Below are 12,827 nucleotides of genomic sequence, written 5' to 3' on the forward strand. Positions count from 1 at the left end.
AAAGGTTTATGACTTCGGCTTGGCCTTGCGCGGCATCAAATACTTCATCAACCCCTGAAACCACATCACCAGCGCCGGATTGCCCTTGAGCTGGATGGTCTTGTCCTGAATCCCCTGCATGAACGCCAGCTGCTTGTTCTTCGCCTGCATCGTGGCAAACCCGAACGCCGCGTCTTTAAAGGCAATCGCAAACGCCGGCTCCGCCACCACCCCGGACTTGCTGGTAATGCGCTGGTCCTTCACCACGAAATGCCGCGCCACCTTCCCGTCCAGAGTCTGCAGCTGAAACACCAGATCCTTGTCACCCAACTGCTGCTGGAACGCAGGATTTGTCCGACTGGCCTTACCCATCAACAGACCCAGCATCCACAGAAGAAAACGAAATTTCATGCGCACAGCCTCAAAAGGAAAATGAACGGCCGGGGGAGTGTAAGGGATTCGGACGGATTCGCCACTATCTTGCATGGATAGAAGACGATGCATGGCTTTTCTCGCATGATGACTGCCAAGTCACGCTTACCTGATCGTTCCCATGCTCTGCGTGGGAATGCATCCCGTGACGCTCCGCCCGTCCTACACCTGAAGAAACACATTCCTGTAGGAGCTGCGATCTTTTGATCCACTACCTCGCAGATCCTTGGGAAATGTCCTTCAAACTGCGGTGCTGTCCATGAACTAGGCAGGCTGGGACATCACCGATAGCCTCTGTGTGTCACCGCAAAATCGGAGACCGGATGTGCAAGTCCGAAAACCGGGGCAAATCTTTCCAACTCAAAAGGATTTACACCGATGATCGATCCAACCCTCACTGACGAAGAAGTTTCCCCCTACGAATTCCCAGACTCGAAGAAACTCCACGAAGCCGCCGAACGCGCCCTCGACCACCACTTCAAACCCAGAGCCACACGCTCCAAACGCCTGGGCGGCCTGTTCGCCCTCTGCCCCAACGCCGACGCCGAAGCTCTCATGGCCAACGCCTCCGAAGACCTCCTGTCCATCAGCGCCTTCGCCGCCAACCTGGCCGACGACCTCGACGGCCCCCGCCGCTCGATGGCATTGGGCCTGAGCAGAATGGCGGACGGCGTGAGGTTGATGGTGGAAGGCACGCTCGATCACATTGAGTTTCGGGAGTATCAGGTCAAGCCGTAGCTGAATCGCGGGCGGAAAAAAGGGGACGTTGAGTCCCCTTTCGAAACTATCCGTTCTTACCATTGGCAACCGGTCTCAGGTGTCGCCTCCATGGTGATGTCCTGATCGAACGAGTACTGCTTGCCCGATTTGTAATTCCTGTAGTACATCGAATTTACCCTGGCACCCTGAGTTGCCCTTTCATACTCTCCAGTCACCACACCGTCAGAAACCTCTACCCACGTCGTCGTGAACTGATGAGGGCCTTCCTCAGTCATGACCTCGTCCTCGGTGTTCCGATAGACAAGGGGGATAGCTTTCTTTGACTTGCTATACCTGACACCTGCGCCGCCCCATTTGGTGACAGTGTCGAAATAGGTTCTGAATTCAAAATTGATGTTTTTTCCATCAAGTGAGCGAAAGCAAGAAACCCGCGTTGAGACTTCGCTATGGGCGGCAAGCGGAGAAAGACACAGCAACGCAACAAAGAACATTGAGGCAGTTTTCAAACCGTTCATTCCTTCAACGATTAAGAGGTAATTGAAAGCGCATTCGCACTACACAGTTAGCGATGTCCTCCCGGAACACACGCTCACTCATTTCGCAGTGCCCATCGACGTACTGCCGCCACAACGGTTCGTCGAAGTTGCCACCCCCCAATCGTTCCATCGAAGCCGCCAGACCTTTTTCTCGATCCTGCCCCGCCATGGCCGATGCAGCTTTATAAAAACCGTCCAGAGGTAACCCCGTCTGCAGAGCAACCAATTCCCCCAACCGGGCATTACTTGTTTGCACCAGGCACCCAAGCCTTTCGATGGGCGCCTCTGCGCCGGGCAAGGCCGACTGATAGACATCCTCGCAATACGTCTCTTTGAAGCGCACCCACTTCTTTTGCACATCAGTCAGTTGCTTCTTGTCGGCGGGCGCCAGACTGACCAACGCTTTCTTGTATTGCTCATTCAGCACTGCATCGACTTTCTCGAAAGACTGCTGACCGCAAATGATCAAATCGGGATTGGAAAAGCTGTCGGGATTGCAGGTTTCCTGAGCATGCGCTGGAACCAGCAAAGCAGCCAATGAAACACCCGCGACCAGTTCAAGGAACGTCCTGAGCTTGATCATGATCCGGATACTCCGGAGCTGCGCTCAGCAACCCGAGCAGGAATCTTCGAAGCCTTTCCTGCTTCCGACATGCGCGATGCATATTGCTTGTACGCCGGCACCGCGCGCTCTTTATCGTTCATGGCCCAATAGCTGTCTGCGAGATTCAGGTAAGCCACCGTCCGTTCCGGGTTGTGGGCAATCACCGCATTCAGCAACTGGATAGACTCCGTGTAATAACCCGCCTCGCCCAGCAGAAAACCGACATCGTTGGACCAACCGGGTTGCTGCGAGAAGAAGTACTTTCCGACGATATAACTTTCCGGAGAGCACGCACCATGCGAGTCATATCCCATCAACATATTACTCATCACCTCCTTGAACGTGCTGTTGTCGCCCTTCCGATAGGCTGCCAGCGCTCTATCCAGCAGGTCAGCCGAACCGACTGTCATCAGTTTTTTATAACCGCCCTGAGGACTGCCAACGTTTGCAGCCCGCAACTTTTCAAGCGCTTCAAGGCCGTTGAGTGAAGCCAGGGTGGTTGGGCCCAACGTCTCAATCGGCAGCTCCGCTACGCTCACAAGCGAGCGATCGCAGTAGTGGTTATTGACCACTTGCAGCACTTTCTTCAGCTCAAACTGCTTTGAGCCGTTATTGAAGGTGAACAAAAGATTGAAGTTAAAAACAGCGTTGTCTTCTTCGTTGGTCACCAGCGCGATGTAGTCCCCCGCTTCAACGAACCGTTGCTTGACCAGAACCTCTTCCTCTTGTGGGTCCACAACCGTCATGGCTCCAGGCCGACCGTTGAAAACCCGAACGCTAAAACTATCCAGAAGATCAGACGAGTACTGACTCTTCGTCAGCGGCAAAGCCTTGGACGTATCGAGCAATATGTCCTCATTGCGCCCTTGAACCGGCGCGATCAACAACCGGTTGGATGCCTCGTCCGCGTCTCCCGCCAGAACGAACACGTTTTGCCGTGATCCATCCCCCAACAAGCTTGCCGGGATTTCCTTGAGGACTTGGGGGGCAGCAAACACGTGTGCGGCGAAAGCCACGGATGTGGCAATGGCCAAGAGGCCACCGAGTAGAACTGAACGTCCTTTCACGCTTTAACTCCGTAACTGAAATCTATTCGGACTGACCTTCATAACGCTGTGTCTGCGGGTTGAATTGCCACAGATGTGGTCGGGTCATGGCTACGTTGTTTTTGTAGCGAATCTGCCCGCGCTTATCCCTGATGTAGGAATAGATCTCGATGTCTTTGACGTCGCCGCCGTTCTTCGGCGGACCATCCAGTACCTTGATCCCGGCAAAGTAATCACCGCCGGTATGCTTCAAGTAACCACGGCACTGGATCAGGAAGGCGTACGTCATGTCGCCGGCCGAACCGTGACTTGAATAGGAGAGGAAGATGAAATCGTCTCGGCCATCGCCATTGAGATCACCTTGGTACACCACCTTGCCACGCTCTAGAGAAAATTCGCCATCGTAGAAGCCAGAATGTATGTCTTCGACACTTTCTCCGCTGTCTTTCCATTGCGTAAGAAAAGTCTTGGTATCGCTTTCCTCGTTGCAGAAATCCGACGCCGTCCCTGCCATCGGCAACCAGCTCATACATAACAACAGCAGTCTTTTCACTTCATTTCCTTTGAACTAACCCGTCTCAATTCAGCGGGAGTGTTTTTCCATTCGCAGCAAAGGGCGCGCTCGCCGTAGCGCGGATCTGAATGCCCGCGATCAACCGGTTCATCCCATCATTCTTCATCAAGCGTCGGCGGCTCTGCGTCCACCCTCTTCATCAACTGAAACTCGTTGTTCACAAACTCGTAGTAACGATCCCGGTACCGGTTTTTCAACCGATTGCCTCGCTTGTCTTTTTCACCATTGGCCGTGACGCCGGAAATGATGATCAATCGGCTGTCAGGCACGAAGGACGTATCGAACGTGTTGCCTTCGTATGCGTTCGGCAACCCGCCGACAACCTCCCCCGTGCGCACAAATAAATCTGTCACCTTTTCCCGGAAAATTCTAACAACAGATTTCGAAGGCATACTTTAAGTCGCGCTTATTCATCAAGCGATATAGCCATTTTCAGAGTATATCCATTCAGGTAAACGACTGCTTCGCGCCCGTTTATATCGACAGGCGTAGGGTTATTAATCATTCCGCCATCACTGGCCATTGCAATTTTCGTCAGCGTCTTATCCGCAACATTGGCACGCCAAATAGTTTCATTGCCATTTTTGAAGTAAAACGTCGGTCGGGATTTGCTCCAAATCGGACTATAAATATTCCAACCCACCTCCGGCCGGCCAACCGGAGCTATCGTCTCATATCCTTTGGTGTGCGAATAATACGCTTGCAACTTCCCATAATCACCACCCCAACCGAATGTCAATCCACTAACAGCGTTTTCATCAGTATTTGGCCACTGCTGGAACAATAAACTACTTTCAGCCGGCGGCAGCTTGGAGCCGAGTTTATAAACCATCCCCCGCAACTGATTTTTCGAAAGCTGCTGTCGATAGTAAAACGCCCCATCCAAGATTCCAGCAAACCTTTTCCCTTCGTCGTTCGAACCCAAATTCAAGGCACCATCAAAGCCGATATCTTTTGCAATCGTGTGCAGCACGGGCCTATCGTTGCGATCAACGTACTCATATAGATTACCCCGGTACGCAACCATCGCTGGATCAAAGTGCCCTTCAAATACGATGACATGCAACATGCCTGAGATTGTTTCGGCGGAGATTACAAATCGCTCAACAGTGCCTTTCTCATTGGGAAGCCATGCTAAATCAACGACTTTCCACGAACGCTCAAACTGCGTATACGCTTTATCGCCCAACATCAACTTAATATCTTTCTGAGTCGGCCTGGGCGCAATAGTAACCGGTGACAGAAACTGAATCTGATGAACATAAGCTTCCTCTAAACATTCAACAGACTCACAAGAATTGCGCTCTGACTCGAGCCAATCACTCTCGATTACTTGAAAAGTTCGTCTACTCTTCAGCGGCTTGAAAAATTCACTCAACTTTTCATCCATTATGGACAAAGAGGGAGAATTACAAATTTTCTTTTCCACATCCGTCGAAGCCTTGCCACAATCGAAACTAGCGGAAAGTGCGAAAGAACTAAAAAATAGAAAAGTTAACGATAAAATAACTTGTAGCGAATATACTTTTTTCATTAAATCAGCCATCCAAGAATTTTTTCGACAAGCGCATCAGGGTTCGAAAGCAAATCCATTGAATACAACAAACACATCCTACTCATTTATTTTTCTCATTTTTTTGCAGTTAACCGGCCTGTTGTCCAGCCAGGCACTTTGCGTAGCCGTCGGCGAATTTGGTATCGAATGACAGTTCCACCGGCTCTTCCAGTTCAGCCGAGGTGTTGAGCAACACCCGAGTGGCCGGGGTGTATTTGATCCAGCCGATAGTGCCGGTGCCGTTCGTATCAAAGAGCAACTGGGCTTGAACGGACTCACCGTCGTCATCGTCAATCAACAGGTTGACCTTGTCTTTGCCGACATAGCGGAACGGGAAGTTGCTGCTCCTGACCATTTCGGTGAGATAGCCGTAGCAACTCCCGGCTTCGGCAGTTGCCGGAATGGCGTAGGTGAGGGGCAACAGTAGAAGTGCACTCAGCATGGGCCGAATGGAAAAGCGGTTCATCCAATCATCCTTAATCAAACGGCGGCGCTCACAAGTCTTTGAACGTCAGCAGCCGGAACTCGTTGTTCACAAACTCGAAGTAGCGGGTCCTGTAGCGGCTTACCAGCTCATTACCCTGCGCGTCCTCTTCGGTATCGGCCGCAATGCCGGAAACAATGAGCAGACGACTATCGGGCTTGTTCGACAGGCTGAAGGTATTGCCGTCGTATGCATTCGGCAGTCCGCCGACAACCTCCCCCGTACGCGCATCCAGCACTTCGCCGCAAATGGCACTGCCACCACAACCGACTCGGTACAGGATGTAGTGGCCGGCAAAGTTGACCTTGCGTTTGAGTGCCTGTGCACGATCCTTATCCACCCTCGGGTTGCTGTGTTCTTGCGGCACCGGTTCGTGATTGATGCCGGTGAACACCGGGGTGACGGTGTAATCCTTGAAGGCTGGGTTGGCGGCGTAAGCCACGGACGTGGCAATGACCAAGAGACTGCCGAGTAGAACTGAACATCCTTTCACGCTGTAACTCCTTAACTGAAATCTATTCGGACTGACCTTCATAACGCTGCGTCTGCGGGTTGAATTGCCACAGATGTGGCCGGGTCATGGCCTCCTTGCCTTTGTAACGAATCTGGTCGCGTTTATCCCTGATGTAGGAATAGATTTCGATGTCTTTGAAGTCGCCACCGTTCTTGGGCGAACCGTCCAAAACCTTGACCCCGGCAAAGTAATCGCCGCCGGCATGCTTCAAGTAACCGCGGCACTGAATCAGGAAGGCGAATGTGCTGTCCATGGATGATCCAATACCCACACGGGAATTGAAGATGAAATCTTCGATGCCATCTCCATTGAGATCGCCGGTGTAGATCACGTCACCGGACTCAACTGAGAACTCTGTTCCATCCACCCTGGAAAGCATGTCCTCTGACTCTTCACCTCTCTCAGACCATTTCGAGAGGAAGTATCTGGCGTCCGTTACCTGAATGCAGATATCCATTGCCATCGCAACTAACGGAAACCAGCCCATGCATAACACCAGCAGTTTTTTCACTGTTTATCCTTCGAGTTAACCGGTCTCGATTATCCATCTCGATATGCCACCTAACGCCCCTTTCAAGCCGAACCTACCAGAAGCATTATGGTCTAGACTATGCGCTGCTCTCACAACGATTTGAAGACATAAACAGCCACGGCTCGGTCGTGCAGTCGCCTCTTACCAACTTTTATTGCTTTTTACTGAAAACGGGGAGCAAATAACTATAAAAGTAGCTTATCGCCCCCGTTTCCAATTACAGATCCGGCAAAGTTTTATCTAAATAAACAGAGCGATCCAGACTCATTCGCGCGACGCAGTTATTCACAGTAGTTACATAAGCTGGCTGTCCAACCTCTACCTCAAACGCCTCGAGAGCACAATTCGTATCACGTAGTTTCAGCCATGCACGCTGAGACTCTTTCAGCTTCTTCATGAATTCGTCGTGAAGATTGGCGTCAGCTTGATATTGAGATCCAACCCTTTTTATTAAATCCTTATAGCTGCTATTAAGTTTAGCATCTGCGGACTCCTTCGCCTGTTTTGCGCAGACATCTACTTGCTGACTGGTAGAAATATTAGCGCAGTCCGGTTGCGCCGCAAAAACTGACAAAGGTATTAAGAAAGCAGAAAGAATAAACAAATTTCTCATATATATACCTAACGATTTTTTCTCAGATAAGCAGCACGCTTTCGACCTTCTTCGTACTGACTAATTGTAGGATTATTTTCGATATAACTTATTAATTGATCAACATCATCCTTCATCCCTGCCTTCATTGGATTTGCCCCTTTTGTGAATCCCTGATAGACAAAATCCACCAAAATATCTCTAACGATCTGACTTAATGCATCCCACTCCAACCGCTCGGAGAAAGGGGTTGTCCAATAATTGTAGTTTGAGACAGCCTTTACGACATACCCCGGATAAATTAAATCGAATAGAGCCTCTTGCTGCTCAATCGTTATCGTTCCTATATCGGCGCGATTCTGAGCCACAAAATCTCTTGCATTAGTGCCCTTATACTGCCGAGCTTTAGATATCTTCGTAGCTTGAGCATCATCTATCCCAGCAGCGATCATATGGTTGTATATTTCCGTTTCGGATCTAAATCCCATGTCATATCCGCGTCCCAAGGTGACCCCTGACAAGTCGTTGCCCGGCCAGTGTATATGGCGGCTAAAAAACGGTGAGCCAGGAATGTCATTACCTTCAGCATCGTAGGTAATTTGACCAGCCTTTGACGCTTCCTTTGCTAAGAAATTTCCGATTATTGCAATTGGATGAAAATGCCAAATATTTCCATCACCAAGACCCTTCTCCTGAATAACTGGATCATCCCAAAATACCAGTTTATCAATCCGTTCCTTTTCCAGCTTAAGAATCGCGGGAGAGCCTTCAAGCAGCTGGTTTAGACGACTCCATTTTGCTGACTCTGATTTTTCCTTCCACTCAGTGGGATGATATGCCACCAACTTAGACCAATGATCTCGAAACTCTGCATTTTTCATTGCTTCAGGAAAGTCTTCCGGCGTTATCTTGCCATCGTGATTGCCTAATCTATCCAGATCATCATATAGCTCTTTGAAGAAAGGTGGCATTTCATCAGGATCTAAAAAACCGTCAGCATTGGAATTACTTTCCTTTACAACACGAAAGCCCAGCTTCTCCCAGTCATGTTGAGTTACGAGCTTCGCTTCTGCCTTCTTTATTAGTCCTTTAATATCTTGACCATTTTCCTTAACAGACACTTCGTACCATTCGGCAGGGTCTTTAAATATCGGAGACTTACTCAACTCAACACAATGATCCACCTCTAGTGTCACACTTCCTACGTCAGGAGCTTTTTTGGTCAAAACAGTACCAGAGGGTAGGTGAATGTATCGTTTTCCCTTTTTTATTCCGGCCGTATTTTTCAGAAAATCGTCGACTTTGGGATCAAGTGTAAAAATCTCCAAATGAACTTGGTGCTTACGGGCTACCCCCCCATCAGGCCCAGCCAAGACCTCATTCAGGCCTAGGTATCCAATCGTGTCTCCCGCTTTAATTTTCATATTCATTGGTACAACTACATCGAAACTTGCAGGCGTTAAGTCTTGCCATTCAACAACACGATTGGGGCTTACATCCTCTACACAGGCCCAAAAACTTGACGGCACAGTTGCACTTTGATTTTTTAGTCCGGTGGGTGGATTCGAGGAGCTCGGAATAAATACGCACTCGGCCATCCTAAGCAGTTTTCCATTAAGCTTAAGATTTAGGATTTTCGAGCTATCGAACTCGATAATGCTATTAGTGCTCAAGACCATGGAGCTGCCTTTTTTCGCTCCGGCATTGGCCCCATCAGTCAAAGTAGAAGGTGCATTCCGTAGGACTAGACCACTACCAGTGACTTTCGCACGAACTTTACCTTGCCAATACCCTGGTTTAGAACGAGCAATAGTTCCTCCACCCTGTTCTAGCGGGTAGTGCTGAAACGGCAGCAAATGCATGTACAAACTATAGAACGTCAAAATGTTATTTGTATTAGGAGTAACCTGAGTATTGGGTGGAGATTTGTAATCATGCCGAACCAAACAAAAAGAACTTGAATACTTTAACGCCTCAGAACCACTTTCACCCTCAAACTCTGACGTCTCGTAATCTTTGTTCAGACGGTAGGCGACGACCACTCCATCAGCCATACAGCGAATGGGTTCATCACTAATGCATTGAGGAGCACTTGAACTACTTATATGAATCCCCCCATGCCAAAATTTGTGACTACCGAGAAGATAATTACCTGAAGTTTCACCTTGGATTGCAGAAAAAATCTCTTCAGCGTCTTTATACCGTCCGCCACCGGATTTTCGGAATGGAAACTGAAAGTTAAGAAGGCTAAACGCAGTTGATTCAGGTGCCGCTGAACTCGGAGCAACAGTCTGTTGCCCCCACCAGACCTCTGGACTAATAAGGTTGCCGTTCGGATCCTTCATTTGATAGTGAACATGGCGTGGATACTGAGTTACGCCATTCGGCCCCTTCCCCCCCATAGTGCCAATTTCATCACCCGCGGCAACGGTTGCTCCCTGACTTACAACATGGCTGCTCGTATGCAGAATCTCATGGCTATTACCGTCAGCGTCTTTGATTTTTATCGTACCGTAATTCCCACCGGTAAATGTTACGGTACCGGCTATTGGCGCATAGACTTTGGGGTTCTCCAGATTAATCCCGTTCTGGCCACCAACATAATTAAAATCAGTCCCTCCATGAGGGCCACTCGCACGCTGCTCGCCATAAACTCCTGTAATGTGAGGTTGGTGACCATCAACTGGTGGCAGAACACGGAGCATCACTTCATTGAAAGACATAAAACTTCCTTATTAAACTTTTATCAAAGTGAATAATCTTGAACTTCGTCCAAAAACCAACACCCTTCAAACTTAAACACATAAAAAACTTGATAATCGGTATCCGGCTTCTCTATTTTTATTTTTGCAACACCGTTGCTATTCTCCAAGACCGCCACTTCAACGCCGGCGGCAACTCGTTTCTCTTTTCCAAAAATCACTGGAAAAACTACTTTATCCTTATCCAACAGGACTGTTTTTTGCTCTGGTTCAGGCTCAGCATCCACCGTAATTATTTTTTTTAACGGACTATTAGTAAACCTCTGCTGAATGGAAGGATTTTCCATATAAACAGAGAGAAACTCTGAAAACTTTGTCGATGGACAAGAGTTTGAATCAGTGTCGCCTGCCATTGCGTAGTTTGAAAAAAAACCAAACATCGACATCATCAATGTAATAACTAATTTATATTGATAGCTCATGCATCAAACCCTTCAGACAAATGAGTGTTCACTCAGAAAACACAAAAAAAGCCTTCGGCTTAACCTTCTCAGGCGGCGCATTCACCAACGCCTGATCCATCAAACTCCCCGCCTTATCCTTATCCGCCGCCCCCGGCAGCACCGGTGGTTTAATCCCGATCCCGGTCCCCGACCCAGCCGAACCGCCAGCATTAATCTTCACCACCGGCCCAACTACCGTCACACCACCGCCATCGAGCTTGATGAAACTGCCGCCGCCGAGAATCGTCAGCTCAGTCCCAGCCTCAATAACAATCTTGTCCCCAGCCTTGATGTGAATCTCTTTCCCGGCACTCGTCAGTTGCGCAGTACCGAGCTTCACATGCTGGCTCTCGCCAATGGTCAGGTGGTCGTCCATCCGTGCTTCGATCTTGCGGTCGCTGATGGTGGTGCGGTGTTCTTCGGCCTTGAGTTCGGTGTAGGTGTTCTTCTCCACGGTGTCGTGGCGTTCGTTGCCGACGCGGATCTTCTGGTCGTGCTCGATGTTTTCGTCCCAGTCGCGCTGGGCGTGGATGAAGATTTGTTCGGCGCCTTTTTTGTCTTCGATGCGCAGTTCGTTGTAGCCACCGCCGCCCGGGGAGCTGAGGGTTTTGAAGACGGTGCGGGTCTTGTTCGCCGGCAAGGCGTAGGGCACCGGGTTTTCCTTGTGGTACAGGCAGCCGGTGACCAGTGGCTGGTCGGGGTCGCCTTCGAGGAAGGTGACGAGGACTTCCATGCCGATGCGCGGGATGGAGATGGCGCCGTAGCGGTCGCCGGCCCAGGAGCTGGAGACGCGCAGCCAGCAGCTGGTCTTGTCGTCGGCCAGGCCTTCGCGGTCCCAGTGGAATTGCACCTTGATGCGGCCGTACTGGTCGCAGTGGATTTCTTCGCCTTTGGGGCCGGTGACGTGGGCGGTCTGGCTGCCGAGGACGCGGGGTTTAGGGTGTTCCAGCGCCGGGCGGTAGAACACGTCCCACGGGGTGGCGAGGAAGCGGTTGCGGTAGCCCTGGTGGAAATCGTCCTTGTTGTCGGTGGTGTCGCTGGTCACCGACTCTTCAAGGACTTGCGGCTGTTTGCCTTCGTGGAAGATTTCGGTGAGCAGCCACAGGTCGTTCCATTCGCTGCGCGGGTGGTCGGACATTTCCATGAAGTGGCCGCTGACCAGTCTGGTCTGGTCGCTGCGGCCTTCGGCCTGACGGTAGTCGGCGCGGTGGCGTTCGAGGGCGCGCTGACTGAGGAACTTGCCCCGCGCGCGGTCGATGAAGCGGCCGGGGTAGTCGTAGTCTTCCAGGTCCGGCTCGGTGCTCTCGCCATCCGGTTTGTAGGCCGCTTCCATTTGCAGGCGCGGCTTTTCAAAGTCGTAGTCGCGGCGGGTGGTGCGGCTGGGGCGGGTTTCCAGACGCAGCTTGAAGCCTTTGATCACCGGCTCTTCGGCGACCATGCCGCTGCCCTGCACATAAGCGGTCGGCTGGCCGAGGTTGGGGAACACGGTCTGGTCGTCGCCGAACACCAGCAGGTGGCCTTTCTTGCTGTGCTGGAAGTGGTAGTGAATGCCTTCTTCTTCGCACAGGCGCTGGACGAAGTGCAGGTCGGTTTCGTCGTACTGCACGCAGTAGTCGCGATCCGGGCACGGCTGGCTGAGCTGGAAGCTGTAGGCGTTGCCCTTGATGCCGTGCTCGTCGAGGATCAGCGCGATGATTTTCGGCGCCGACATCTGCTGGTAGATGCGCTGGTTGGTGCGGTGATGCAGGTATTGCAATTGCGGCACCAGCGAAACCTTGTAGCGGGTCAGGCGCTTGCCGGCATCGCCCTGGGCGACACGGTAGATCTGGCCGTGGATGCCCGAGCCTTGCGGGTCGAGGGCGAGGAACGCCTGCTTGTGCAGGAGCTTTTCCAGGTCCAGATCCGGGTTTTCGCTGACCAGTTCCAGGTCGAAGCGAAACGGCTGGCTGATGCCTTCGGTGCCGGTGAACGACAGGACTTGCAGGTCGCCCACGTAGTCTTCAACGGTCAGGCTGAAGTGCGTTTCGTTAGCTGGGTTGAACATAAGGAGCTCC

General features: G+C 51.0%; 15 protein-coding genes. 1 reads left to right on the plus strand and 14 read right to left on the minus strand.

What is annotated here, in order from left to right; translation table 11 throughout:
- Nucleotides 1-6: 6 nt before the first annotated feature.
- The gene (locus tag NWV16_RS00225; RefSeq protein WP_065258195.1) at nucleotides 7-390 is read right to left on the minus strand and encodes an SCP2 sterol-binding domain-containing protein; all 384 of its coding nucleotides are present in this window, start codon (nucleotides 388-390) and stop codon (nucleotides 7-9) included.
- Nucleotides 391-789: 399 nt separating this feature from the next.
- Between NWV16_RS00225 and NWV16_RS00230 the strand changes: the two genes are divergently transcribed.
- The gene (locus NWV16_RS00230; RefSeq protein WP_260521523.1) at nucleotides 790-1,149 is read left to right on the plus strand and encodes a DUF6124 family protein; all 360 of its coding nucleotides are present in this window, start codon (nucleotides 790-792) and stop codon (nucleotides 1,147-1,149) included.
- 56 nt (nucleotides 1,150-1,205) lie between these two features.
- Here NWV16_RS00230 and NWV16_RS00235 read toward each other — a convergent pair whose 3' ends face one another.
- The 13 genes from NWV16_RS00235 to NWV16_RS00295 form a co-directional block, all read right to left on the minus strand.
- Nucleotides 1,206-1,646 (minus strand): hypothetical protein, encoded by a 441-nt coding sequence (locus NWV16_RS00235; protein ID WP_260521524.1) that lies wholly within the window; start codon nucleotides 1,644-1,646, stop codon nucleotides 1,206-1,208.
- Between the two features lie 4 nt (nucleotides 1,647-1,650).
- Nucleotides 1,651-2,250 carry a lysozyme inhibitor LprI family protein gene (locus NWV16_RS00240; protein WP_260521525.1) on the minus strand — a complete coding sequence of 200 codons (600 nt, stop codon included), beginning with the start codon at nucleotides 2,248-2,250 and terminating at the stop codon, nucleotides 1,651-1,653.
- The gene (locus tag NWV16_RS00245; protein ID WP_260521526.1) at nucleotides 2,247-3,338 is read right to left on the minus strand and encodes a tetratricopeptide repeat protein; all 1,092 of its coding nucleotides are present in this window, start codon (nucleotides 3,336-3,338) and stop codon (nucleotides 2,247-2,249) included. The genes NWV16_RS00240 and NWV16_RS00245 overlap by 4 nt, the downstream gene beginning before the upstream one ends.
- 22 nt (nucleotides 3,339-3,360) lie before the next feature.
- Complete coding sequence (locus NWV16_RS00250) at nucleotides 3,361-3,870, minus strand: hypothetical protein (protein ID WP_260521527.1); 510 nt, start codon at nucleotides 3,868-3,870, stop codon at nucleotides 3,361-3,363.
- A gap of 116 nt (nucleotides 3,871-3,986) precedes the next feature.
- Nucleotides 3,987-4,283, minus strand: a complete 297-nt coding sequence (locus tag NWV16_RS00255) for a hypothetical protein (RefSeq protein WP_260521528.1) — start codon at nucleotides 4,281-4,283, stop codon at nucleotides 3,987-3,989.
- A gap of 14 nt (nucleotides 4,284-4,297) precedes the next feature.
- The gene (locus NWV16_RS00260) at nucleotides 4,298-5,437 is read right to left on the minus strand and encodes a lysozyme inhibitor LprI family protein (protein ID WP_260521529.1); all 1,140 of its coding nucleotides are present in this window, start codon (nucleotides 5,435-5,437) and stop codon (nucleotides 4,298-4,300) included.
- Between the two features lie 97 nt (nucleotides 5,438-5,534).
- Complete coding sequence (locus tag NWV16_RS00265) at nucleotides 5,535-5,912, minus strand: hypothetical protein (protein ID WP_260521530.1); 378 nt, start codon at nucleotides 5,910-5,912, stop codon at nucleotides 5,535-5,537.
- A 28-nt stretch (nucleotides 5,913-5,940) separates the two neighbouring features.
- Complete coding sequence (locus NWV16_RS00270; protein ID WP_260521531.1) at nucleotides 5,941-6,423, minus strand: hypothetical protein; 483 nt, start codon at nucleotides 6,421-6,423, stop codon at nucleotides 5,941-5,943.
- 22 nt (nucleotides 6,424-6,445) lie between these two features.
- The gene (locus NWV16_RS00275; protein WP_260521532.1) at nucleotides 6,446-6,955 is read right to left on the minus strand and encodes a hypothetical protein; all 510 of its coding nucleotides are present in this window, start codon (nucleotides 6,953-6,955) and stop codon (nucleotides 6,446-6,448) included.
- 238 nt (nucleotides 6,956-7,193) lie between these two features.
- Nucleotides 7,194-7,589 (minus strand): lysozyme inhibitor LprI family protein, encoded by a 396-nt coding sequence (locus NWV16_RS00280; protein WP_260521533.1) that lies wholly within the window; start codon nucleotides 7,587-7,589, stop codon nucleotides 7,194-7,196.
- An 8-nt stretch (nucleotides 7,590-7,597) separates the two neighbouring features.
- The gene (locus NWV16_RS00285; protein ID WP_260521534.1) at nucleotides 7,598-10,291 is read right to left on the minus strand and encodes a peptidoglycan DD-metalloendopeptidase family protein; all 2,694 of its coding nucleotides are present in this window, start codon (nucleotides 10,289-10,291) and stop codon (nucleotides 7,598-7,600) included.
- Nucleotides 10,292-10,314: 23 nt separating this feature from the next.
- A complete protein-coding gene (locus NWV16_RS00290; protein ID WP_260521535.1) occupies nucleotides 10,315-10,752 on the minus strand; it encodes a hypothetical protein in 438 nt (145 codons plus the stop codon).
- Between the two features lie 28 nt (nucleotides 10,753-10,780).
- A complete protein-coding gene (locus NWV16_RS00295) occupies nucleotides 10,781-12,817 on the minus strand; it encodes a type VI secretion system tip protein VgrG (protein ID WP_260521536.1) in 2,037 nt (678 codons plus the stop codon).
- Between the last annotated feature and the right edge of the window lie 10 nt (nucleotides 12,818-12,827).

Origin of the sequence: Pseudomonas sp. BW7P1, from assembly GCF_024981055.1 — a bacterium.
Lineage (GTDB): Bacteria > Pseudomonadota > Gammaproteobacteria > Pseudomonadales > Pseudomonadaceae > Aquipseudomonas > Aquipseudomonas bananamidigenes.